The following is a 24,699-nucleotide window of genomic DNA, read 5'->3' as shown; positions in this document are numbered from 1 at the left end:
GAATTGGTTCAATTTTTTGCCACAAGCCAAAAAAGGCAAGGGAGAACACTCGATGTCCATCAATCCAAAGACCCCCAATCCAACTACCAGGAATACAATTTCGGTTCTGAAGAGCCATCTCCACAGCGCATGTGCCGCGGCGGCACTGCTGCTGGCGACGGGCAGCCTCGCTCAGGCGCAGGACCTCAACGCGCTGATCTGGTGCGATCACGCCGATCCGGCGCTGTTGCAGCCTTTCGAGGAGGCCAACGGCGTCAGGGTCAATGTCAAGGAGTTCGAAGGCACCGGCGCTGGCCTGGCGATCGTCGAACAATCGCAGCCCGGCGATTGGGACGTGATGGTGATCGACAGCATCGACATACCGCGCGGCGTCGAAAAAGGCCTGTTCGAGCCACTGCCGGAAGACAAGCTGCCGCTGGCCGACCTGTTTCCGCAGGTGAAGATGGATAGCTCCACCGTGGTCGACGGCAAGCGCTACGGCATCACCGAAAAGTTCGGGTACAACACGATCGGCTACAACAAGACCAAAGTCGACCCGGCCGACATGCAGTCGATGGCGGCGCTGACCGGCGATAAATACAAAGGCAAGATCGCCATCTACGACTATTACCTGCCGGTCATCGGCATGGCCGCCCTGGCGATCGGCAAGAAGACGGCGGAACTGACCGAAGCCGACCTTCCCGCCATCAAGGAACAGCTGCTCAAAATGAAGGCCAATGCCAAGCTGGTCGGCGAAGTGACCGCCAGCCAGACAGCGCTGGCGACCGGCGATGTCGACATACTGGTCGGAGGTGGCGAATGGGTGACGGCGGGGCTGGCCAAGGAAAACCCGGCGCTCGACTTCTCGATCCCGAAGGAAGGCGCCGTGCTGTGGTCGCAGTCGCTGGCAATGTTCAAGGATTCCAAGAACAAGAACCTGGCACTTAAATTCATCCAGTACATTATGAGCCCCGAAGGCCAGGCGCGGCTCGCCACCTCGTCCTGCTATTGGGGCATGCCGGCCAACACCAAAGCGGCGCTGAGCGACGAGCAGAAGAAGATCCTGCGCTTCGACGAGCAGCCGGAATTCCTCGCCCGCGCGCAATCCTATCCGGCGCCGAATGCCGATCTCGACAAGAAAATGCAGGACGTCTGGACCGAAATGCTGCAGGCGCAATGACCGGCTGCCGGTCGTGAACTCCGCCAACAGCGGGCGTGCCCTACCCTGGGCGCTGGTCACGCCGGCGCTCGGCTGGACGCTGCTGTTCTTCGTGCTGCCCTTCGTCGCTATGGCGGTATCCAGCCTGACGGCGCATGAAGGCGGCGGCTTCACGCTGTCCAACTACAGCCAGTTCTTTGCCAATCCGTCCTACTGGCAGGCGATGGTGAATTCGCTGCAGGTCACGGCCATCGTCACCGTGATCTCGGTGCTGCTTGCCTATCCCTTCGCCTGGATCCTGGCCGAGCAGGTGCCGGAGCGCTGGCAGCGGCTGGCGTTAATGCTGGCGGTGCTGCCGTTCTGGACCTCCTATGTCGTGCGCTCCTATTCGTGGCTGCTGGTGCTGGCGCAGAACGGCGTCGTCAACCATGCGTTGACCGGCTCCGGCCTGTTCAGCGAACCGCTGCAGCTCGCCAATACGCGGCTAGCGACCGTCACCGGCTTCGTGCATTTCTTCGTCATGCTGTTGACGCTGACGATCTTCGCCAATCTGAAGCAGCTCAGCCCCAGCTACCGCAAGGCCGCAGCCGACCTCGGCGCCGGGCCGATCCGGACATTCCTGCATGTCGTTCTGCCGCTGACGCTGCCTGGCATCATGGTCGGCGCCTTCCTCACCTTTGTGCTGTGCATCGGCGACTACATCACACCGCAGATCCTCGGCGGCAACAATGAGCTGTTGATGCCGCAGCTGGTCATGATGCAGATCGGCCGGCGCGGCGACTTTCCGCTCGCCTCGGCGCTGTCGATCATCCTGATGGCGGTCGTCACCGTTGCCTATCTCGCCTGCGCCCGCTGGCTGAAGATCGAGCGGGCTTGACCATGCGCGCTCTCATCCGCCTCGTCTCCGGCCTTTACGCCATCGCCATCTACGGCTTCATCTTCCTGCCGGTGGTTGTGCTGATACTGTTTTCGCTGCAGGCGACGTCGTTTCCGATCCCGCCCTTCACCGGGCCGTCGCTGCGCTGGTACGAGGCCGTGCTCGCCGATACGCGGCTCACCTCGGCGCTGGTCAACTCGCTGCTGGTTGCCGTCCTCTCTTCGGCTGTCGCCGTCACGCTCGGCTTTCTCTCGGCCTGGGGTTTTGCACGCTTCGCCTTGCCGGGCTCGGGCCTGATGCGTGGACTGATCACGCTGCCACTGACCGTCAGCTATCTCATCATCGGCATGGGGCTGCTGGTGCTGTTCAACTGGGCCGGCGTGCCGAAGTCGCTTCTTGCCGCCGGCATCGGCCATGTCGTGATCAACCTGCCGCTGTGCTTTGCCATCGTCTACAGTCAGATGGGCGACCACCAGATCAATATCGAGCGCGCCGCGCGCGACCTCGGCGCGCCCGAATGGAAGGTGCTGCTGCTGATCACCGTGCCTGTGATGGCGCCGGCGATCTTCGCCGGTTTCTTCCTGTCGATGACCTTCTCCTGGGACGAATTCGTCATCTCGTTCCTGTTGACGCGCTTCGACACGACGCTGCCTGTCGAGATCTGGAACCTGCTGCGCTCCGGTCTCAATCCCAAGACCAACGCCGTCGGCTCGCTGGTCTTCGCCGTCTCCATCGTGTTGGTGGTATTGTTCGAGCTGATGCTGTTGCGGAGGAAGCCGGCATGACGGCGCCACTGGTCGATATAAGCTCTGTCTCGCATCGCTTCGGCCAGCACATTGTGCTGAAGAACGTCTCGCTGACGATCGAGCCGGGCAGCTACACGATCCTGCTTGGGCCGTCCGGCTCCGGCAAGACGACGCTTTTGTCCATTCTCGGCGGCTTCGTCATGCCGAGCGAAGGCAAGGTGCTGATCCGCGGCGAGGACTGCACCGCAGTACCACCGGCGAAGCGGCCGACGACGACCGTGTTCCAGGACTATGCGCTGTTCCCACATATGAGCGTCGGCAGCAATGTCGGCTTCGGGCTGCGCATGCAGGGTGTCAATGGCGCAACCCGGGCAGCAAGGGCGCACGAGGCGCTGGCGCTGGTTGGCCTCGCCACCGCCTTCGACAAGAAGCCGCACCAGCTTTCCGGCGGGCAGCGGCAGCGCGTGGCACTGGCGCGCGCCCTGGTGGTCGAGCCGGCGGTGCTCCTGCTCGACGAGCCGCTCGGTGCGCTCGACCTCAAATTGCGCCGGCAGATGCAGGACGAGTTGAAGGCGATCCAGAAGCGTGTCGGCACCGCCTTCATCCACGTCACCCACGACCAGGAAGAGGCGATGGCGCTGGCCGACCATTGCGTGGTGATGAATGACGGGCGCATCGAGGATGAAGGACCGCCCGAGCGCGTCTATGCACGGCCGGCGACGCGCTTTTCCGCGACCTTCATGGGCGAAAGCACGCTGATTTCCGGAACAGTGACCGAGGCGAAGAGCGGCAAAATCACCGTCACCACGAAGCTTGGGTCGCTCTCGCTGGCTGGCACATTGCCGGCCGGCTCGACGGTTGCGCTGGCCGTCCGGCCTGAGCATCTTGTCCTCGGCGCTGCCAGCGGCCCTGTAGCGCTTGGCATGGCCAAGGTCAGCGACGTCGTCTTCCAGGGTAGCTTCAAGCGCGTGCTGGGAACCTCCACGACCGACCCGGCGCTGCACTTCATCGCCAAGGTCCCCTCCGCATCGACCGTCCAGCCGGGCGACGTTGTCGCCGTATCGTGCGATGCTGGCGACGTCATCCTGCTTGCGGACTGAACATGAGCACGCTTCCAATCATCGACGCCGGCCACTGGTACGAAAGCATCCGCATGGGCGATGGCGTGACGCTGATCCACGAGCCGTGGATCAAGCCGTTCTTCCGCTGCAACATCTGGCATGTGCGCGGCCGCGACCGCGACCTGCTGTTCGACACCGGCCTCGGCCATTTCAGCCTGCGCCGCCACGTGCCGCTGGTCACGGAACGCAAGCTCACCTGCGTGGCCAGCCACACGCATTTCGACCATATCGGCTGCCATCACGAATTTCCCGACCGCTGCGTGCACTCGGCCGAGGCCGGGATCCTCGCCGACCCACGCAATGAATGGACGGTTGCCGACCGCTATGCCACCGAGGAGATGTTCGACGGCATGCCGCAAGGCTGGGATACGAAGCGCTACCGGATCCTGCCCGCACCAGCCGGCCGGTTGCTCGAACAAGGCGACATCGTCGATCTTGGCGACCGTACCTTCGAGGTCATCCACACGCCCGGCCATTCACCCGGCGGCATTGCGCTCTACGAAAACAGGACGGGCATCCTGTTTTCCGGCGACATCATCTATGACGGCCCGCTGATCGACGATGTCTATCACTCCGATATCGACGACTATGTCGAAACGCTGCTGCGCATGCGCGGTCTCGATGTCTCGGTCGTGCATGGCGGGCATTTCCCGAGCTTCGGCAAAGTCCGCTATCGCCAGCTTGTCGACGAGTATCTCGCGCAAAAGCGCCAGGCCGGCTGCCATCTGCTCGCCCGATAAGGACTACGCTATAGCGTCAAAGCGCCCTTTGCGGGCAGGGTGTGCCCGCCGCGTCGCCGCAGCGTGAGGCCGTGGGCTCGGGTCTAAAACTCTTTTCCTCCGACTGGCGCACCAGTTCCGCGAAAGCCAGGGCAAAACTTGCCAGCATCAGGAAGACGATAATCAAGCGTGCCAGCGGCAATAGATCGGCCTCGACTGGTTAGCCCCACGCCGCCCATCCACTGCCGGCTAACATGATCGATCCGGCTTTACGAGAGTTTAAGGCAGGTCTTAACCATCACATCATTTTGTCCCCCGACATGATGCGCGAGTGCGCCCTGTTTGGCCGCCATCTCAAGACACCTCCCTCCCTTTGCAGAAATGCCCGCCCATGCTAACCCGGCGCTGGCGCGACCCCGCAACCGGTCGCCACCAATCGGTCGTTGCCAATCGGTTGTCGTTGAGAGCCATGAGCAAAACCGCCAGCCGTTTCGCCTTCGTCTCATCCGGTACAGCCGACGCCAATGCAGCGCTGGAAAGCCTTTCGGCACGCTACGGCCAGGCATCCGTCGAGGATGCCGGGATCGTCGTGGCGCTCGGTGGCGACGGCTTTCTGCTACAGACCCTGCGCGAGACGATGAGCACTGGAAAGAAGGTCTACGGCATGAACCGTGGCACCATCGGTTTCCTGATGAACGAATACCGCGCCAGCGGCTTGACCGGGCGCATCGCAGCTGCGGTCGCCGAAACGATCCGTCCGCTGGAGATGCAGGCGGTGACGGCGGAGGGTGAGACGATTTCGGCGCTGGCGATCAACGAGGTCGCGCTCTGGCGCCAGTCCTACCAGACCGCCAAGATCCGCATCACCGTGGATGGGCAAGAGCGGCTGGAGGAATTGCACTGCGACGGCGTTATGATTGCGACGCCGGCCGGCTCGACCGCGTATAATCTGTCGGCGCACGGGCCGATCCTGCCGCTCGACGCTCCGCTGCTGGCGCTGACCCCGGTCAGCCCGTTTCGTCCGCGCCGCTGGCGCGGCGCGCTGCTGTCCAACAAGGCGATCGTGCGTTTCGACATTCTGGAGCCGGAAAAGCGGCCGGTGAATGCCGCCGCCGACCACACCGAGGTCAAGGCGGTGACGACGGTCACGGTGAGGGAATCGCCGACGGCGACGGCGACGCTGCTGTTCGATCCCAACCATTCGTGGAACGAGCGCATTCTCGCCGAACAGTTCCGCTACTGAGCCGGCGCAGCAGCCACTGCGCAAATTAAGCATCGCGATTAAGGTTACGACTTCACAATCGCGCCAATGCCGCCCGTTTGTGTTGACAAATCGTAGGCTTGCGCCTACCTGCAATACCAATCTTGCAGGCGCGCGGCGCTTGCCGCGACTGCTTATGTTGCGCCCCCGAACCAGCCAAAGACAGCCAAACTTGTCCTCAGACACCCAGATCGCTCAAGAAGCGTTGACCTTCGCAGACCTCGGCCTGTCACCGAAGGTCCTTTCCGCAGTTACCGATGCCGGCTACACCGAGCCGACGCCGATCCAGGCTGGTGCTATCCCGCACGCCTTGCTCGGCAAGGACGTGCTGGGCATTGCCCAGACCGGCACCGGCAAGACGGCGTCCTTCGTCCTGCCGATGCTCACCCGGCTGGAAAAGGGCCGCGCCCGCGCCCGCATGCCGCGTACGCTGATCCTCGAGCCGACGCGCGAGCTTGCCGCACAGGTCGAGGAAAACTTCGTCAAATACGGCAAGAACCACAAGCTCAACATCGCGCTGCTGATCGGCGGCGTGTCCTTCGACGAGCAGGACAAGAAGCTCGAGCGCGGCGCCGACGTGCTGATCGCGACTCCCGGCCGCCTGCTCGACCATCGCGAGCGCGGCAAGCTCCTGCTCAATGGCGTCGAGATCCTCGTCATCGACGAGGCCGACCGCATGCTCGACATGGGCTTCATCCCCGACATCGAGCGCATCTGCGAGATGATCCCGTTCACCAGGCAGACGCTGTTCTTCTCAGCGACGATGCCGCCGGAGATCACCAAGCTCACCGAGAAGTTCCTGCACGCGCCGGTGCGCGTCGAAGTGTCGAAGGCTGCATCGGCCGCCACCAACATCATCCAGCGGCTGGTGAAATCCGGGCCAAAGCCTTGGGACAAGCGCGAGACGCTGCGCAATCTGATGAAGGCCGAGGATGCCGAGCTGAAGAACGCCATCATCTTCTGCAACCGCAAGGTCGAGGTGTCGGAGCTGTTCCGCTCGCTGCTGAAATATGATTTCGACGCCGGCGCCCTGCACGGCGACATGGACCAGCGCGCGCGCATGCAGATGCTGGCCAATTTCCGTGACGGCAAGCTGCGCTATCTCGTTGCTTCGGACGTCGCGGCGCGCGGCCTCGACATTCCCGACGTCAGCCATGTCTTCAACTACGACGTGCCGATCCACGCCGAGGATTATGTCCACCGCATCGGCCGTACCGGCCGCGCCGGACGCTCCGGCAAATCCTTCACCATCGCGACCAAATCGGACACCAAATACATCGACGCCATCGAACGGCTGATCGGCACCAAGATCGAGTGGCATGACGGCGACCTGTCGACGGTCGTCGTTAGCGAAGGCGGCGAGGATGAGGCCCCCCGCCGTGGCCGTGGTGCGCCACGCCGCGCCGGGCGCAAGGACGACGCCAAGGACAGGGGCGAGCGCAAGCCGCGTGAACGCCACGCCAAACGTGGCGAGGAAACGGCGCCGGAAGCGGTGAGCGAGGAACAGCCGGTCGTGGCCGAAGCCGCGGTCGCCGACATCGGCGAGCGGCGTACCCGCAAAGAGGCGATCCGCTCGGAAAACAGCGAGCGCCAAGCTTCACCTGAACGGAAGGCTTCGCCCGATCGCAGCGAGCGGCGCGCGCCGGAACGCGGCGATACCAGGCCACAGCGCGAGCGCCCTGCCCGTCAGCGCCAGGAAGACAATGACGCGACCGTGGGCTTCGGCGACGACATGCCGGCCTTCATGCGGATCGTCGCCAAGGTCTGATACCACAGCGCTCGCGCGTCCCGCCGACGCGCGAAGCACGAAGCTGGCATAAGACGGCCTCGCCTCACGCTGAGATGGCGTTAGTCCGGCAGGCCCGCCTTGCGAAGGCCTTCGATGTACCTGCTGCGATCGTCCGGTCGATAAAACGGCGGCAGCACCTCGGCAAGATTCGAAAGCCGCAGCGAGGGATCGAGCTCGCAGACCCGGGCCATCATCTGCTGCGCTTCCGACAGGCGCCCCGCAAGGGCATGACTCGCCGCCACTACACGCATCGCGCTCACGTAGTTCGGTTGGTATCGCAGCGACTTTCCCGCCCAAGTGGCGGCGTCATCGTAGTGGCCGGCACAAAAATGAGCGAGCCCGGTGTTGAATTGCCAAGCGAACAGGCGTGGATCCAATGGGCTTAGGCGCATGGCAAGCGCGGCGTGCTCGACGGCCTTGCCTGGCTCGCCAAAGCAAGCCCTGACCCAGCTGCTTAGGCCCCACGCGGCCGCTAGATTCGGGTTGAGAACGAGCGCGCGATCGATGCAAGCCGCACTGTCGTCAAGGTCGCCACCTACGTAGCCGAGCACGTATCCACCGAAGGAAAGCGCAATCGCATCGTCCCTTCCGAGTTCGACCGCTCTCCTGGCCAGTCGAGTAGCCTCGGCATTCTCTTTCGCGCGGTCGACCATCCAGCCGTTGCTTTTTCGGGTAGCGTAGCACCGCGCCGCCCGCGCATAGGCTGCGGCAAACTCGGGGTCACCGTCGATCGCCTTCATGAAGAGGCGCAAGGCATCGTCAATGGCCGACCTACTAGTGATCGTCCGGTCAAAGGCCGCCAGCCCGCGGAGATAGTAGTCATAGGCGTCGAGGCTTTCAGTCGGTTTGCGTTTGGCACGCTCGATCTCAGCCTCCTCCATTTTCGGTGTGATTGCGCCGACAATGCTCGAGGCGACCTGGTCCTGCAGATCGAAGACTTCGGCGAGCGCTCCGTCAAAACGGTCGGCCCAGAGATAGGCCCCTGTCGAGGTGTCGATGAGCTGCCCGGCGATGCGCAGGCGGTCGCCAGCCCGGCGAACACTTCCCTCGACCACATAGCGCACGCCCAGCTCACGCCCGACCTGCTCTATGTCTACGGACCGTCCCCTGTAGGTGAAGCTCGAATTCCGTGCGACTACGAACAGGTGACGAAAGTGAGCCAAGGCCGTGACAATGTCTTCCACCATACCGTCGGCAAAATATTCCTGCTCCATATCACCGCTTAGATTCTGAAACGGCAGCACCGCTATCGATGGGTGGTCGTCGCGCCTCGTCGGGGCCGCCAGAACCTGCGCCAGTGATGCGACGCCGGAGCTTGGCTCCGGCCGCGGACGTTCAGGTCGTTCACGGGACTGCAGAGAAGCCGCCAGCGAGCTTGTCCGCTCCTCAGGCTCTGCATCCAGATGTTTTTTCAAAGCTGCCCGACACAGCTCGAACTGGCGTAAGGCGGCGTTTTCGTGACCTCGATGAGCGTGGATGCGGATCAGCGCCCGATGGGCCGCCTCCGCCGTCGGATCCGGGGCGAGCAATCTCTCCGCGAGCCCTTCGCAGGCCGTCTCTTCCGCTGAGCCGGGTGCGGGCAGCGCCAGGCTCAGCCGATCGACCAACTGCAGCGCTTTGCGCTGATACTTGCTCAGATAAGGTCTGAACCACTCGTCCAGTTCGTCAGGAATGGCTTGCCCGGCAAGCAGCTCACCGCGGTACAGATCGGCGGCGAAGGCGAGATCAGTGGTCCGGCCCTCCTCCAGCTTCCGGTCGAAGATCGAGATGTCCGCCTCATCCGGACCGGCAATAAGCGCGACGGTTTCCTGATCCCCATCGATGTAGACGGTGGCATCCGAGCTGGCGGGGAACGTGCGCCTGATGTCGACCAGCGCCTGACGCAAACTATTGCGGGCCTGCCCATTGCTTCGCCCCGGCCAAAAGGCTTCGGAAAGCTGCTCGCGACGATGGCCGCGGCGGCCTGCGAGAACCAGAGCAGCAAAAAGAAGCGAAGTCTTGCGTGTGGCGAACCGGACGGGCCGGCGCTCCGGGGAAGTAACCTCCAGGCCACCAAGCAACCGGATGCGCACAAATCGTCTCCAGACTTTGACCGCGGCGACAGAATAGCATCTCGGTGGATCGATTTAACACCGATTTAACGGCGGATCATCGGACTCCTCCCAATTGTTCACACACAGCCGAACAGCCCGAAAACACCTGCGTGGCACGCTCCCATCCGCAAACTCGAAATGGGAGACAAAACAATGGCTCACACGGAAACTCGCGCCGCCCGCGGCATGTCCAAACGCTTGCTTGGGTCTGGCTTGAAAAGCGCAGCAATGATGATCGCTGCATTCACGAGATGGCGGCGGACCGCCGCAAGACGCAGGGCACTGGCAGATTTGACGATCGATCAGCTGAACGACATCGGTCATTTGGAGGTCCATCAACCAGCACCCGACGCCGTCAAGGCAGTTCTGATCACGAACTTGATATCGATGAGGTAAGATCGGCGCTCAGTTTGGTTTGGGCCCTAAAGGTTCCTGAGCTCCAGGCGAGATGCCAACAGGTCCAGAAAAGCGCGTACTTTGGCCGAGGACGACCTGCCTTCCGGCCACACGGCGTGTATCGGCACCGGCACCGGCTCGAATTCGGTCAGAACCAGTTCCAGGCGGCCATCGTCCACCAGGTGTTTTACCTGCCAAAGCGGGGAGTAGCCCAGACCCAAGCCGTGAACCGCGGCTGCATAGATCGATATCATCAAATTGGACCGGAAGGTGCCCGCGACCTTCACCGGCCGGGGCTTGCCTTCAATCTGAAACATCCATTCGCCCGGGCGGCCGTCAACAGTTCGTACGATGCATTCATGCTCACGCAATTCAAGCGGATGGGCCGGTCGGCCGCGTTGTCGAAAGTAGGCAGGTGCGCCGAACACGACGCGCCGCAACGCCCCCAGCCGCTTCGCCCGTAGACTGGAATCCGGCAAATCGCCGATCCGGACCGCCAGATCGAGACCCACGGCATCCAGATCGACAAATTCATCGGAAAGCTGGAGGTCAACCTCAACCTGGGGATATGTCCGCATATAGTCGGCGATGACCGGCATCAGGAAATCCGGGCCGAACAGAACCGGGGCACTCACACGCAGGATGCCGGACGGCTCGGATCGTCGGTTGGCCGCCTGAAGCCTGGCTTCGTTTATTTCCTCGATGGCGGGCTTGATGCGTTGGAAAAAGGCCGCACCGGCTTCGCTCGGCGTCGAGCGGCGCGTCGTCCTGTGCAGAAGCTCGACCCCGATGGATTCCTCCAATGTCGCCAAAGACCGACTGACCGACTGCAGTGAGCGGTTCAGCCGGCGTGCGGCAGCCGTCAGGCTGCCATGCTCGACAATGGCAATGAAGGCTTCGAAATCATCTATCCGGCTCATCGCGTATTTCTCCCGAAAATCGGGATAAACTATCGCCACATCGATCAATTGTAACGCAGTTCGCTAGATTTTATCTTCCCTGCACAGGCCGAAAGGCAGACTCGAGGGAAGGAGATCGTCATGCGAACACCCAGTCCAACCGTCCTGGTCGTAGGCGCCGCAGGCCGCGTTGCCGGTTTGGTGGTGCCTGAACTCGTCCGCCGCAATGCCAGGGTTAGAGCGCTTGTTCGTGACGCCGCGGCTGCCGAAAAAGCCCGGAAAGCCGGGGCATCCGAGATCGCGATCGGTGATCTGCGCAACCATCAAAGCCTTGAACAGGCCGTCGAAGGTGTCGACGGTGTCTTCCACATCGGGCCGGCCTTTGCTCCCGACGAAGCCGCCATGGGGGTTGCCATGGTTGAGGCAGCGGCGCGAGCAGGCGTTCGGAAATTCGTCTTCTCATCTGTGATCCAGCCCACCAATACGAGGCTGGAAAACCATGCAAGCAAGGTACCGGTCGAAGCTGCCCTCTATTCGACGAACATGGAATACACCATTCTGCACCCGGCCAATTTCATGCAAAATATCGCGGCGGCCTGGCCGTCCGTCGTCGAGCATGGCGTTTTCGCCGAGCCGTTTCCAAAGACGGCGAAGCTGGCCCGCGTCGACTATCGCGACGTGGCTGAAGTGGCAGCGATCGCACTGACCGAAACGCGTTTGTCCTATGCGACCCTCGAGCTGTGCGCCGACGGTATGCACAGCCGCGAAGAGGTCGTTGCCATGATCAGCGAGGCGCTTGGCCGGCCGGTTTCAGCAGGCGAGCCGACATTTCAGGACTGGGCGGCGAAAGCCCGCCTTCCCTATACCGACCGGCAGTTGCAGATGCTGGCCAAAGTACACAGCCACTACGCCAAATACGGCCTCGGCGGGAACAGCCTGGCGTTGCGCGCCGCGCTTGGCCGCGAGCCGCGTTCGCTGCGAAGCTTCATTCGGGAATTGGCGCTGCCGGTGGCACATGCCGCCTGATCGTCCTCACAATAACGCTTACGCACACTTTCTGATTAGGAGATTTCGATGCAAGCATCACCGGACCGAGCCTTCAAATTGAGAAAGCTGCCGCCCTCCTACGGCGCGGTGGTGATGCCGTTGGTTCTTTCGATTCTGATGTCCTCGATTGTCTCGGCGGTTTCGACGGCAATCGGCGCAGGCTGGACGGACGGGTTTATTGCGGCCTGGAGCTATGCATGGGGCGCTTCATGGCTTGTTGCGTTTCCCAGCCTGCTGATTGTGCTTCCGATCGTGCGCCGGATCGTTGCCGCGATTGTCGATCAGCCGGCCCGGTCCTGATATCACAAACGCAGCGCGCCGGCGGCCGGCGGTCCGGCATAACCATTAGAGCGGCCCCGTACGGAGCCGCTCTCGGTTCATGCGCTTGCCTCAGGTGAGCGGCGACAGCTGGATCTCGACGCGGCGGTTCTGAGCCCGGCCGGCAGCGGTCGCGTTGGAGGCGATCGGACGCGTCTTGCCGAAGCCGGTGACGGCGAAGCGGCGGGAATCGACGCCCTGCCCGGACAGATAGTTGGCGACCGCCAGGGCGCGGCGCTGCGACAGGTCGAAATTGTGCTCGTCGCCGCCGGTCGAGTCGGTGTGGCCGAACACGTCGACGGTGGTCTGCCGGAACTTTTTCAGCACAAGGGCAACCGAATTCAGCACCGGATAGAACCCAGCCTTCACCGCATCCTGGTCGACGTTGAAAGTGATGTCGGACGGCATGTTGAGGATGATCTGGTCGCCGGTGCGGGTGACGCTGACGCCGGTGCCCTCAAGCTGCCGGCGCAGTTCGGCCTCGTTCTGGTCCATGGTGGCGCCGATGGCGCCGCCGGCAAGCGCACCGATGCCGGCGCCGATCAGCGCGTTGCGGCGGTCGTTGCCGCCGGCAAGCATACCGAGCCCGGCACCCGCCAGCGCTCCCAGACCGGCGCCGGCAGCGGTGTTGGAAACCTTCTGCTCCCCGGTGTAGGGATCGGTGGTGCATGCGCTCACAAGCACAGCCGTCGCCACGACGGCGAGCACAATCTTTTTCATATGGTGGTCCCTCTCCATTCCACGGCCGCGCAACGGCGCACCGCATCAGCCCTTCCAGCGACTTGTAACATGAAATGCGGCGAAAAGCGGACCAGCAAAAGCCGCTGCCGCGGCTTTCCCCGGCTCAATTCCATACCCCTGCAGCGGCTCGCGCGACCACCGCAATTCGACCGGCTACCAGAGATTCTTGCCGTCGATGACCACCACTTCGACCTTGTCGAGATCGAAATCGTCGAACAGCCGCGAATTCACACTGATCTTCGGATTGTCGAAATTCGGCTCGCCTGTCGACCAGTCCGGCGTCTCGGTGAAGGTGCCGCAGCCGCAGGTGGCGCAAAAACTGTGTTTTATGGTTTTCGATCCCCACTGGTAGAACGAAACATTCTCCGGCGGGCTGGTAAGCCTGAATTGCGATGGCGTGTAATAGGCCCACAACGAACCGCGTTTCGAACAGAAGGAACAGGTGCATCGCGTCACAGTCTGCGGCGCTTGCGAAACCTCGAACGTGGTCGCCTTGCAGTGGCAGCTTGCCTTGATGGTCATGGATTAGTCCCTCACAATGCCCGCCGCCCCTACGGCAAGGCACCATAAAGAAACGCTCCTGACAACTCTCCGTCAGCAGATCTGTCGTCTGCAATGCGCAGTTTCAAAAGTGTTGTAACCCAATCGAGGGCGTGTCGATCCCAAAAACCCTGCACACCCTCGGGTCAAGCCCAAGGGCAAGCTTTTGGGGGCGACATGCATCAATAGGACGATGGCGGCACGAACAGACAGATGGTCTTTCCGTCATTGGCGCCGGCGACCGAGCACCAGTGATATGCGCCGTCGGGCGAATTCTTGATGCGCTTGTCGCTATAGGCCACGACTTCGCCTGTCCCCTTGATGACATAGCCTTCGGGGCGCTCGCCGATAGATATCGGCGCAACCTCGCGGCAGTCATAGCCCGAGCAGCAGGAGAACGGATAGCTCCAGCCTTGCGGCATCGCCGCGGTCGGCTTGGCATCATGCGCCAGAGCAGGCGCCGCGAATGGCATCGCGGCAGCTATCAAAACCACTGCCGCGACAAGGGAATTCAGAAATCGGCGCGCCGTGTGAACGGCATGGGCCGGTCTGGTTGTAAGAGCAGGCATGGGCGCAGTTCCTATCAACGGTTGTCAAGCATCTCGCTTGCCCGTTCCCGGAACGTGTCTTCCCAGTGGCCGGATCGTCAGGTCGCAGATACGCCGCGCCCGGCCATAAATGCTTTTTTCCTCCCCAGCGCTTGGATGCTGGGCTGATTCCTTGGTCGGCGCAAGGAATTGCTGTCGCAAACCGAACGCCGACCTCTGCGGCCGGAACCAGCCTGCCGGCCGGGTTGACGAGACTGGTACGATCACCCCCGGCAGCGAGGGTTGCCAATAACGGAATTCGGCTCGCAGTGGTTCCGGGCTCGGCACCGGCAGGCTCGAAGCATTCGCGTCAAAAGCGGAAATCGATTTTGGAAATTCCGATGAAAAACAAAGTTGTAGAACGACAGGTAAGTTCAAGTTGAGAACTCGTCACTCTCGCGCCGTGGCCGTAACTCTCGCGTGATGGACTGAAATTGCCGGGTTGGTGCCCGCCTTCAGTCGATGTCGGCCACCGTTTCTCCGGCGCCACCCTCGATGCGCTGCGATAGCGAGGCCTCCATGAAATCGTCGAGGTCGCCGTCGAGCACGCTCGACGGGCTGGTGCTCTCGACGCCGGTGCGCAGATCTTTCACCAGCTGATAGGGCTGCAGCACGTAGGACCGTATCTGGTGGCCCCAGCCAATATCGCTCTTCGACGCTTCGGTGGCGTTCGCCACCGCTTCGCGTTTCTTCAGCTCTTCCTCGTAAAGCCGCGAGCGCAGCATTTCCCAGGCCTTGGCCTTGTTCTTGTGCTGGGAGCGCTCCGCCTGGCAGGCAACCGCGATGCCGGTGGCGAGATGGGTGATGCGGACCGCCGAATCGGTGGTGTTGACATGCTGGCCGCCCGATCCCGAAGAACGATACGTGTCGATACGGACGTCAGATTCGGAAACGTCGATGTCGATCGTATCGTCGATGACGGGATAGACCCAGACGCTGGCGAAGGAGGTGTGGCGGCGCGCATTGCTGTCATAGGGCGAAATACGCACGAGACGATGCACGCCGGATTCCGTCTTCAGCCAGCCATAGGCGTTGTGGCCCTTGATCAGCAGCGTGGCTGACTTGATGCCGGCCTCTTCGCCGTCATGCACTTCCAGCACCTCGACCTTGAAGCGGCGGCGCTCGGCCCAGCGCGTATACATGCGCAGAAGCATCGAGGCCCAGTCCTGGCTTTCGGTGCCGCCGGCGCCGGCATGGACTTCCAGATAGCTATCGTTGGCGTCCGCCTCGCCCGACAGCAGCGTTTCGATCTGGCGCGCCTTGGCCTCGCCGCGCATCGAGCGGATCGCCGCCTCGGCCTCCGCGACGACGCCCTCGTCGCCCTCTTCCTCGCCAAGCTCGATCAGGCCGATATTGTCTTCCAGAGCCTGGGTGACGCCTTTGACCGCGGCAATGCCTTCCTCGAGGCCCTGACGCTCGCGCATCAGCTTTTGCGCTTCCAACGGCTCGTTCCAGAGGCTCGAATCCTCGGCGCGGACATTCAGGTACTCAAGCCGCTTTATGGCCTGGTCCCAGTCAAAGATGCCTCCTCAGCAGGGTGATCGCCTGCCTGATCTCGTCGACAATATTTTGCGTTTCCGCGCGCATGGCTGGCTGTTCTGTCCTGTTGCTGAATGGCGGTTTGGTGGCGCGATACATAGGGACGGCAATGTCCCCTGTAAAGCACCGGCCCCTGTAAAGCGGGATGGGCCGGCTCGACCATGATCGTCAAGCCGGCCCGACCGGATGTAACGATTGTCAGTAGAGCCCGCCGCCGCCCGACTGGATAGCCTGGTTGGCCTGCGGCGACAGCGCCCCGCCGGTGGCGTTGGAGCCGTCCGCACCCATGCCGATCACCCAATAGCTGTCGGCGGGACCGGTACCCGGCTTGAAGGCTTCGATGATGGTTCCGGCGTCACCCTCGTTGGCCCGCATGCCGGTCTTGCGATTGATCGCAATCAGCTTCATGCCTTCGGGAACCTTGAAGTCGACATTGGGCGTGCCGTCCAGCGCTACGCGCATGAAATCCTTGAAGATCGGCGCAGCAAGGCCGCCGCCGGTCGCGCCCTTGCCAAGACCTTTCGGCTGATCGTAGCCCATATAAAGGCCGACAACGAGGTTCGGCGTATAGCCGATGAACCAGGCGTCCTTTTCGTCATTGGTCGTTCCGGTCTTGCCGGCGATGTGACGGCTGAGTTCGTTGATGGTGGCGCCGGTACCGCGTTGAACGACGCCCTCCATCATCGATGTGATCTGGTAGGCGGTCATCGGATCGAGCACCTGCTCGGAATTGTCGACCAACTCCGGCTCTGGCTGGTTCTGCCATTCTGCGGCGTTGCAGTTTGAGCAGCCGCGTTCGTCCTGCCTAAAGACGGTCTTGCCGTAGCGGTCCTGGATGCGGTCGATCAGCGACGGCTTGATCGACTTGCCGCCATTGGCCATGATCGAATAGGCCGATACCATGCGCATCACCGTCGTCTCGCCGGAACCCAGCGCCATCGGCAGATACGGCGCGAGATGGTCGTAGACGCCGAAACGCTCGGCATACTCCACGACCAGTTTCATGCCCATGTCGTTGGCAAGCCGCACCGTCATCAGATTGCGCGATTTCTCGATGCCGGAGCGCAAGGTCGCCGGACCGGCCACCGTTCCGTCGTAATTCTTGGGCGTCCAGGTCGTGTTGCCGCTCTGGATGGTGATCGGCCCGTCCATGATCACAGAGGCGGGCGTATAGCCATTGTCGAGGGCGGCCGAATAGACGATCGGCTTGAACGACGACCCCGGCTGGCGCATGGCCTGCGTCGCCCGGTTGAACTCCGACTGCGCATAGGAGAAACCGCCGACCATGGCCAGGACGCGTCCGGTATGCGGATCCATGGCGATCAGGCCGCCTTCCACTTCGGGAACCTGGCGCAAGCTGTAGCTGTTGTCCGAGCCGTCGTTCCTCTGCACGAAAATCACGTCGCCCGGCTTCAGCACGTCGGCCGGCGACTTCGCCTTGACGGTTTTGCCGTCGACCACGTGGCGCATGGCGAAGCTCATGTCTTCCTTGCTGACGGTGCCTTCGAGGCGGTCCTTGACGATTTCGCCGGAGATCTGGCGCGTCGGCTGCAGGCCGATGGACAGGCCGGTGGCCGAGCTATCGAGCACGACGGCAAGCGACCATTCCGGCACGTCCTCCAGTCGCTTGACGTTGCCCAGCGGCACGCCCCAGTCGCCGGAAACATCGATGCTCGTGACCGGCCCGCGGTAGCCGCGCAGCGTATCGAACTTCATGAGACCGTTCTGCATGGCCTTGCGGGCAATCAACTGCATCTTCGGATCGAGCGTGGTACGGACGGAAAGGCCGCCCTCGTAGAGCGCATTCTCGCCGTAGCGCGCGATGATCTGGCGACGCACTTCCTCGGTGAAATATTCCCCGGCGAAGAGATAGTTGCCGGTGCGGCGCGGCGTGACGCCGAGCGGCTCGGCCTTGGCCTTCTCGCCTTCTTCATGGGTGACGTAACCGTTCTCGACCATCTGGTCGATGACCCAGTTGCGGCGCTCCAAGGCGCGATCGGCATGCTTGAAGGGATGATAGTTGTTCGGCCCCTTCGGCAGAGAGGCAAGATAGGCAGCCTCGGCCACGGTGAGCTCGTTCACCGATTTGTCGAAATAGGTGAGCGCAGCACCGGCGACGCCATAGGCACCGAAACCGAAGAAAATCTCGTTGAGATAGAGCTCGAGAATGCGATCCTTCGAATAGGCCTGCTCGATGCGGAAGGCGAGGATCATCTCCTTGATCTTGCGCTCGTAGGTCTGGTCTGAAGACAACAGGAAGTTCTTCGCCACCTGCTGGGTGATGGTCGAGGCGCCGACCTGGCGCTTTCCCGAGCCAAGATTCTGCAGGTTGACGACAATGGCGCGGCCAAGGCCGGTCACGTCGATGCCGGGATGATTGTAAAAGTTCTTGTCCTCGGCCGACAGGAAGGCCGCCTTGACTCGATCCGGGATCGCCTGAATCGGCAGATAAAGCCGCCGCTCACGCGCATATTCGGCCATCAGCGCGCCATCCGACGCGTGGATGCGGGTCGTCACCGGCGGCTCGTATTTGGCCAGCACCTCGTAATCGGGCAGGTCCTTCGACAAATGGCCGATATAGATCGCCACGCCCGCCGCGACCAAAAGGGCCAGCGTCGTGCCGATGCCGAAGAAATAGCCAATGAGACGAATCATACCCGCTCCAGTCCTTGGTTCGGGAATTTCCTAAACGAAGCCGCCCTTCGCGCAAGCTTTCGGGACGATCCCAACCCGTAATCGCAAAAGCCATGTCGCGACCATGTGGGCAAAATACGGCAGCGTGGAATTTCGGTTTCGAATGCCGGAAATAAAAGCACAGGGTGTTGTCGCCGTGCAACGCTGCCTCAGGTTGTGGGCGCCGGCGGCATTTCAGCCTCCGGCCCCCGTTCCGCTCTTGGCCGAAGCAAACAGTGCAACGGCGTTGGTTATGCTTTGGGTCGCCTTGTTGCGCCAATCGGCGCTGAGCAACTGCGCTTCGTCCTTGGCGTTCGACAGATAGCCGAGTTCGACCAGCACGGACGGAACGTCCGGCGCCTTCAGCACCTTGAAGCCGGCAGAACGCTGCGGGTTGTTGATCAGGCCGACGCTGGTGGAAAGCTGGCCGACAAGAGTGTGCGCGAAGCTCATCGAAAAATTATGCGTCTCGCGGCGGATCAGGTCGATCAGGATATCGGTCACTTCCTTGCTGTCGTCCTTGATCTCCATGCCGGCGAACTGGTCGGAAAGATTTTCACGGTCGGCAAGCGCCTGTGCCTCGGGATCGGAAGCCTTGTCGGACACGGTGTAGACGGTTGCGCCGCGAATGCCCTTGAGGCTGATCGTGTCGGCATGGATCGAGATGAGCAGGTCGGCCTCATGCTGGCGAGCAATGCGCACGCGATCGTCGAGCCGCAGGAACTCGTCCGTTTCGCGCGTCAGGAACACGTCATATTTGCCGCTGGCGGTGAGCTTGTCGCGCAGTTCCATGGCAAAGGCGAGCGTCACGTTCTTCTCGACAGTGCCGTTCAGGCCCTCGGCACCACCGTCGATGCCGCCGTGGCCGGGATCGACGACGACGGTGAAACGATGGCCCGGATTGGAGACCGGCCCGGTACCGACCCTGCCAGCCTTGTCGGCAGAGACTGTCGAGCCGGTGGTCAGCGCCTGATTGGCGAGCGCTGCATCGAATTCCCGCTGCGACGCCGCCGACATGTCGATGGCGATGCGGTAGCCACTGCCGTCATCGTTCTTCAGCACGTCGAGATTGTCGACGGCGAACGGTCCCTTGCCGGTGAGAATCAGCCGCGATTTTCCCTCGCCGAGTCCGCCGTAACGCACGGCGCGGACAAGGCCGCGCGGCTTCACATCCTTGGCATTTAGGGCGAATCTCGTGGCCGGCAGATCGATGACCAGACGATTGGGGCCGCGCAGCAGGAACCATTTGATGTCGGGATCGCGGTCGAAATTGATGACGATGCGCATCTTGGTGGCATCGCCGGCCATCTTGTAGCTTGTGGCGCCGATCGGTACGTCGGCAGCACGCGAAAGTGGCGGAAAGACTAGGCAAGCCAGGATCAGCGGCAGCAGGCAGGCGGTGCGGAACAACCAGCCTCCATGATGACGGCCCTTGTCTGCGAAGCCTGCCAGTCCCATCTTTCTACCAGTCGCTCCTGTTTGGCGTCATGCCCGATCGTTCGTCAAAGTGCCCTATTGCTTGTCAAAGTGCCGGCAGGCCGCGAACTCGATTAACGATTGGTATCCAGAGAAGGTTAACCAAGCCTTTTCATGGAAGGCTTGGAACCTGGGCTTCCGTTGCGGAACGGCTTTTTGCCGGCGTCGGGAATCGGGGTTGCCTTCCAACCCGCCAAATCATAAAAGCGATGGTGGATCACTGCAATCCTGGAACCGTCCTCCTCCGCAGCTTCCTGCTACAGGTCAGACGCAAGACGGCTCCTTTCGCTTCAGGCGAAGAAGGCATCGGTGATCGCGACGATTTTCGCAGGCGTGCTCCCGTGGCGGGGGAATCGCCTGCGTGAGCAAAACGGCCGGGATTGTCCCGTGCCGGCTCTGTATGAGCAAACAAGCTGGTCCGGTTTTTCCCGGGCTTTGGTTCAAAAGGTTCTGCTGGTTACGATGGCTTCAAGCGCAATCATGGAAAGGTCCGCAACAAACCGCGCCACTACGGCTGCGGGCGGCACCGCCATGGCGCTCAGGCAGCGGCCGGCGGACGTTCAATTGTCCGGCACCCATGTTCCAGGTCCACGGCAGCGGGCATTGCCCCGCAAGCTGCGGCCGACGGCTGCCGGGGGGAAACGAAATAATGCCCAACAAAATGCTGATAGACGCCTCCCACCCGGAGGAAACACGCGTTGTCGTCGTTCGCGGTAACCGTATTGAAGAATTCGACTTTGAATCCCAGGACAAGAAGCAGCTCAAAGGAAACATCTATCTCGCCCGCGTAACGCGCGTCGAACCTTCCCTCCAGGCAGCCTTCGTCGAATATGGCGGCAACCGTCACGGTTTCCTCGCCTTCAGTGAAATACACCCCGACTATTACCAGATTCCGGTCGCCGACCGTCAGGCGCTGCTGCGTGCGGAAGCACAGGAAGCCCAGGACGAAGAGGACGAGGAAGCCGCCGAGGGCGACGACCGCCAGAGCCGCGACCGCGGCAAGCGCGGACGCCGGCGTGGCGGCAAGAGCCGCGACCGCGGCGAGCACAGGCGCGAGGCAGGCGCGTCCGACGGTGAGAATGGCGAGAGCGGCGAAGATGCCGTCGCAGAGAACCTGGATGCCGCTGCCGACGGCGGCGACACCATGTCCGATACTGTCGGACAGAGCGAGGATGCCGCCGGACAGAGTGATGAAGTCGCCGATAGCGGCGAGACCGAGCCGTCCGAAGGCGGATCCAGTTCCATCGCTGCCAGCGTCGACGCCGACGTAATCTCGGAAGCCGTCCCGCAAGTAGAGACAAGGGAGGTCGAGACAGGCGGGGCCGAGACGAGCGGCGAAGCGACGTCCGAAGACAATGATCGCGGCATGCTGGAGGAGGTGCAATCCTCGCATTCGGACGATCACGAGGTCGAATCGGTCGGCGCCGAAGACGCGCTAGAAGAAGTGCGCAACCGCCGCAAGCCGGTGCGCCGCCAGTACAAGATCCAGGAAGTGATCAAGCGCCGGCAGATCCTGCTGGTGCAGGTCGTCAAGGAAGAGCGCGGCAACAAGGGTGCAGCGCTGACCACCTACCTGTCGCTGGCCGGCCGCTATTCGGTGCTGATGCCGAACACGGCGCGCGGCGGCGGCATTTCGCGCAAGATCACCAATGCGCAGGACCGCAAGCGGCTGAAGGAAGTGGTCGCCGATCTCGAAGTGCCGCAAGGCATGGGCGTCATCCTGCGTACGGCCGGCGAAAGCCGCACCAAGGCAGAGATCAAGCGCGACTACGAATATTTGATGCGGCTTTGGGAAAATGTCCGCAATCTGACGCTTCAATCCACGGCCCCTGCCCTGGTTTATGAGGAAGGCAGCCTGATCAAGCGGTCGGTGCGCGACCTCTACAACAAGGATATCGACGAGATCCTGGTTTCCGGCGAAGAAGGCTACCGCGAGGCCAAGGATTTCATGCGCATGCTGATGCCGAGCCACGCCAAGGTGGTACAGCCGTTCCGCGACACGACGCCGATCTTTGTGCGCAACGGCATCGAAGCACAGCTCGACCGCATGCTGCAGCCGCAGGTGACGCTGAAGAGCGGCGGCTACATCATCATCAACCAGACGGAAGCGCTGGTCGCCATCGACGTCAATTCGGGCCGTTCCACCAAGGAGCACTCGATCGAGGACACCGCGCTTCACACCAATCTGGAAGCCGCCGAGGAAGTCGCCCGGCAATTGAGGCTACGCGATCTCGCCGGCCTGATCGTCATCGACTTCATCGACATGGAGGAGAACCGCAACAACCGCTCCGTCGAGAAGCGGCTGAAGGATCACCTCAAGAACGACCGCGCCCGCATCCAGGTCGGCCGCATCTCGCATTTCGGGCTGATGGAAATGTCGCGTCAGCGCATCCGTGCCAGCGTGCTGGAATCGACGATGAAGCCTTGCCCGCATTGCGGCGGCACCGGCCATGTGCGCTCCGATTCGTCGGTTGCGCTGATGGTGGTGCGGGCAATCGAGGAATTCCTGCTCAAGGATTCGCGCAGCCACATCACGGTGCGGACGCCGGCAGCGACCGCGCTCTATGTGCTCAATCACAAGCGCGGCACGCTGGTGGAATTCGAGCACCGCTTCGGCGTGACCATCACCATCGAAGCCGATGACACGGTCGGTGCACAACACTATGCCATCTTCCGCGGCGCGCTGGCCGAAAAGCCGGAAGGCTTTGTCGAGGCCCGCACGTTCCCGGCCTATGTCGAGCCGGAAGAACTCGAGGACGAGATCGTCATCGAGGAGGAAGAGGAGGCACCGGTGCAGGCTGAGCAGCCACGCCCTGCCCAGCAGCCGCAGCAGCCAAGGTCCGGCGAGGACGGCGAAGGCCGCGATCGCAAGCGCCGCAAGCGCCGCAGACGGCGCGGCGGCAAGGATCGCGAACACGGGGATCGCGAACACGGGGATCGCGAACACGGGGATCGTGAACACGGGGATCGTGAACAGGCCGCTGCCGGGGAAGGTGCTTCCGTTTCGGCGCCGACGGACGACGCCCTCGTAGCCGCCGCCGAGCAAGGCGCCGAAGCGGAACGTGAAGCGCCGGCCGGGGTTGCCGAAACTGCGGAAGCGGCGGACGACGGTCACGGCAAGAAGCGCCGGCGCGGCAAGCGCGGCGGCAAGCGCAATCGCCGTGAAGACGGTGAGGACGGCGTCGAAGCCAGCGCCGGCGAGCCGGCCGGCATGACAGAAGGTGCCGTATCGGAAGCAGAGCCGGTGACTGGCGAGCCGGAAGGTGCGCCGCCTGCCGAAGAGCTTGCGGTGCGTGCTCCGGCGAACGACGACACGCCGAGCGCCGAAAAGCCGAAGAAGCCGCGCCGTGCCGCCAAGCCGAAGAAGGCCGCGGCGGAAGCAGTTGCCGAGATTGCGGGCGCCGAGACATCGGCCGCCGAAGCCGCGGCGGTGGCTTCCGGCGAGACCGCTGCGCCGGTTCGGCAGGAGACCGAAGTGGCGGCTGGCAAGGAAACGCCGAAAGCCCGGCCGTCGCGGCGCAAACCCGCACCGGTGGATGCTCCGGTCGTGCCGGTCGTCTCCTCGATCGTCCCCGACGAGGCAAAGACCGAGGAAGCAAAGGCCGAGGACAAGCCGAAGCGTGCCGGCTGGTGGCAGCGGAAGGGCTTTTTCTAAGCTTTTCCGTGTATTAGCCAGACTTTCTGATTAAAAGAATCCCGCGCTGCCGACTGGCTGCGCGGGATTTCTTCGTGCCAATTCCAGGCGACAGGCACTATGGCGCGAAGATCGACCAGTTCATCATCTTCGCCAGTTTCTCCAGCGCGATCGAGCCCAGCCTGGAATTGCCATTGGCATTGAGGCCAGGCGACCACACCGCAAGCGAGGCGACGCCCGGCACGATCCCCAATATGCCGCCGCCAACGCCGCTCTTGCCGGGAATGCCGACACGGAAAGCGAAGTCGCCGGAGCCGTCATAATGGCCGCAGGTCAGCATCATCGCGCCGATGCGGCGGGCGCGCTCGGCCGAGACGACGGAATGCCCGGTCGCCGGATTGTTGCCGCCATTGGCGAGAAAGCGCCCGGCCAGGGCGAGTTGCCGGCAGCTCATGGCGATCGCGCAATGGTGGAAATAAACGCCCAGCGCCAGTTCCGGCGCGTGATTGAGATTACCGAACGATTTCATGTAATTGGCAAGCGCAAAATTGCGAAAGCCGGTGGCACGTTCGGACGCCGCGACCTCGCGATCGATGATGATCGTGTCGTCATCGGCCAGGAACTGGATGAAGCGCAGGATCTCGCCGATCGCCTCGCGCGGCTGATGGCCGGCAAGCAGGATGTCTGAAACGACGATGGCGCCGGCATTGATGAACGGATTGCGCGGAATGCCGTTCTCGTGCTCGAGCTGGACGATCGAGTTGAACGGATTGCCCGACGGTTCGCGTCCGACCCGTTGCCATAGCGCGTCGCCGACATTGCCGAGCGCCAGCGTCAGCGTGAATACCTTTGAGATGCTCTGGATCGAAAATGCCTCGTCGGCGTCGCCCGCGGTCAGCACGCGGCCGTCATTGGTCACCGCGGCAATGCCGAATTTTTTCGGGTCGATCTTGCTCAGCTGCGGAATATAGCTGGCAACGTCGCCGCGATCGGCACGCTCCGCCATTTCGGCGGCAACCTCGCGCAGTGCCTGTTCAAGCTGGGGCGCCTGTCCAAGTTGGGGCGCCTGTCCGCGTTGCGGCGCCTGTTCAAGCTCCGGCATCGT

The 24,699-nt window shown here is 62.5% G+C and carries 19 protein-coding genes; 10 read left to right on the top strand and 9 right to left on the bottom strand.

Annotated features, from left to right (window positions below; genetic code table 11):
* The first annotated feature begins 52 nt into the window (after positions 1 to 52).
* The 7 genes from NKI50_RS19900 (at position 53) to NKI50_RS19870 (ending at position 7,630) form a co-directional block, all read left to right on the top strand.
* Positions 53 to 1,159, top strand: coding sequence for a polyamine ABC transporter substrate-binding protein (locus tag NKI50_RS19900; protein WP_352717376.1), 1,107 nt, complete (start codon positions 53 to 55; stop codon positions 1,157 to 1,159).
* A 13-nt stretch (positions 1,160 to 1,172) separates the two neighbouring features.
* On the top strand, positions 1,173 to 2,015 hold the full coding sequence (locus NKI50_RS19895) for an ABC transporter permease (protein ID WP_502897692.1): 843 nt from the start codon (positions 1,173 to 1,175) through the stop codon (positions 2,013 to 2,015).
* A 2-nt stretch (positions 2,016 to 2,017) separates the two neighbouring features.
* Positions 2,018 to 2,800, top strand: coding sequence for an ABC transporter permease (locus tag NKI50_RS19890; RefSeq protein WP_023717499.1), 783 nt, complete (start codon positions 2,018 to 2,020; stop codon positions 2,798 to 2,800).
* The gene (locus NKI50_RS19885) at positions 2,797 to 3,861 is read left to right on the top strand and encodes an ABC transporter ATP-binding protein (protein WP_352643516.1); all 1,065 of its coding nucleotides are present in this window, start codon (positions 2,797 to 2,799) and stop codon (positions 3,859 to 3,861) included. The genes NKI50_RS19890 and NKI50_RS19885 overlap by 4 nt, the downstream gene beginning before the upstream one ends.
* A 2-nt stretch (positions 3,862 to 3,863) precedes the next feature.
* Positions 3,864 to 4,622 (top strand): MBL fold metallo-hydrolase, encoded by a 759-nt coding sequence (locus NKI50_RS19880; RefSeq protein WP_352643514.1) that lies wholly within the window; start codon positions 3,864 to 3,866, stop codon positions 4,620 to 4,622.
* 448 nt (positions 4,623 to 5,070) lie between these two features.
* Positions 5,071 to 5,844: an NAD kinase gene (locus tag NKI50_RS19875; protein WP_352492517.1), complete on the top strand. Its 774-nt coding sequence runs from the start codon at positions 5,071 to 5,073 to the stop codon at positions 5,842 to 5,844.
* A 190-nt stretch (positions 5,845 to 6,034) separates the two neighbouring features.
* Positions 6,035 to 7,630 carry a DEAD/DEAH box helicase gene (locus NKI50_RS19870; protein WP_031193535.1) on the top strand — a complete coding sequence of 532 codons (1,596 nt, stop codon included), beginning with the start codon at positions 6,035 to 6,037 and terminating at the stop codon, positions 7,628 to 7,630.
* Positions 7,631 to 7,710: 80 nt separating this feature from the next.
* On the opposite strand, the gene NKI50_RS19865 is transcribed toward NKI50_RS19870, so the two are convergent.
* Together NKI50_RS19865 and NKI50_RS19860 are read right to left on the bottom strand one after the other, a co-directional pair.
* Positions 7,711 to 9,723, bottom strand: a complete 2,013-nt coding sequence (locus NKI50_RS19865) for a BTAD domain-containing putative transcriptional regulator (RefSeq protein ID WP_352717372.1) — start codon at positions 9,721 to 9,723, stop codon at positions 7,711 to 7,713.
* A 443-nt stretch (positions 9,724 to 10,166) separates the two neighbouring features.
* Positions 10,167 to 11,060, bottom strand: coding sequence for a LysR family transcriptional regulator (locus tag NKI50_RS19860; RefSeq protein ID WP_352717370.1), 894 nt, complete (start codon positions 11,058 to 11,060; stop codon positions 10,167 to 10,169).
* Between the two features lie 120 nt (positions 11,061 to 11,180).
* Here NKI50_RS19860 and NKI50_RS19855 point away from each other — a divergent pair, with 120 nt between their 5' ends.
* Both NKI50_RS19855 and NKI50_RS19850 read left to right on the top strand, forming a co-directional pair.
* On the top strand, positions 11,181 to 12,065 hold the full coding sequence (locus NKI50_RS19855; protein ID WP_352643510.1) for an NmrA family NAD(P)-binding protein: 885 nt from the start codon (positions 11,181 to 11,183) through the stop codon (positions 12,063 to 12,065).
* A gap of 48 nt (positions 12,066 to 12,113) precedes the next feature.
* The gene (locus NKI50_RS19850; RefSeq protein ID WP_023717491.1) at positions 12,114 to 12,386 is read left to right on the top strand and encodes a DUF2798 domain-containing protein; all 273 of its coding nucleotides are present in this window, start codon (positions 12,114 to 12,116) and stop codon (positions 12,384 to 12,386) included.
* 90 nt (positions 12,387 to 12,476) lie between these two features.
* On the opposite strand, the gene NKI50_RS19845 is transcribed toward NKI50_RS19850, so the two are convergent.
* The 6 genes from NKI50_RS19845 to NKI50_RS19820 form a co-directional block, all read right to left on the bottom strand.
* Positions 12,477 to 13,124, bottom strand: a complete 648-nt coding sequence (locus NKI50_RS19845) for a YiaD family glycine zipper/OmpA-like lipoprotein (RefSeq protein WP_023717490.1) — start codon at positions 13,122 to 13,124, stop codon at positions 12,477 to 12,479.
* Positions 13,125 to 13,298: 174 nt separating this feature from the next.
* Positions 13,299 to 13,667 carry a GFA family protein gene (locus tag NKI50_RS19840; protein ID WP_352643508.1) on the bottom strand — a complete coding sequence of 123 codons (369 nt, stop codon included), beginning with the start codon at positions 13,665 to 13,667 and terminating at the stop codon, positions 13,299 to 13,301.
* A gap of 200 nt (positions 13,668 to 13,867) precedes the next feature.
* A complete protein-coding gene (locus NKI50_RS19835) occupies positions 13,868 to 14,254 on the bottom strand; it encodes a hypothetical protein (protein WP_023717488.1) in 387 nt (128 codons plus the stop codon).
* Between the two features lie 473 nt (positions 14,255 to 14,727).
* Positions 14,728 to 15,859, bottom strand: a protein-coding gene (gene prfB, locus NKI50_RS19830; protein WP_352717368.1) for a peptide chain release factor 2 whose coding sequence is annotated in 2 segments (ribosomal slippage) — positions 14,728 to 15,792 and positions 15,794 to 15,859 — 1,131 coding nt in all. Because the reading frame shifts where the segments join, the coding sequence is not laid out codon by codon here.
* 150 nt (positions 15,860 to 16,009) lie between these two features.
* Complete coding sequence (locus NKI50_RS19825) at positions 16,010 to 18,466, bottom strand: penicillin-binding protein 1A (protein ID WP_352717366.1); 2,457 nt, start codon at positions 18,464 to 18,466, stop codon at positions 16,010 to 16,012.
* 213 nt (positions 18,467 to 18,679) lie between these two features.
* Entirely contained in the window at positions 18,680 to 19,942 is a 1,263-nt protein-coding gene (locus NKI50_RS19820) for an N-acetylmuramoyl-L-alanine amidase (protein WP_023717484.1), read from the bottom strand.
* A 667-nt stretch (positions 19,943 to 20,609) separates the two neighbouring features.
* On the opposite strand from NKI50_RS19820, the gene NKI50_RS19815 reads away from it, so the two are divergent.
* Positions 20,610 to 23,615, top strand: a complete 3,006-nt coding sequence (locus tag NKI50_RS19815; protein WP_352587617.1) for an Rne/Rng family ribonuclease — start codon at positions 20,610 to 20,612, stop codon at positions 23,613 to 23,615.
* 97 nt (positions 23,616 to 23,712) lie between these two features.
* Here NKI50_RS19815 and NKI50_RS19810 read toward each other — a convergent pair whose 3' ends face one another.
* Entirely contained in the window at positions 23,713 to 24,696 is a 984-nt protein-coding gene (locus NKI50_RS19810; protein WP_352484558.1) for a glutaminase, read from the bottom strand.
* Positions 24,697 to 24,699: the final 3 nt, after the last annotated feature.

It is taken from the genome of Mesorhizobium sp. M0563 (assembly GCF_040321065.1).
Classification (GTDB): Bacteria; Pseudomonadota; Alphaproteobacteria; order Rhizobiales; family Rhizobiaceae; genus Mesorhizobium.
Note: the sequence above shows the minus strand (reverse complement) of the source record. Positions and strands in the feature narration are given on the sequence as shown.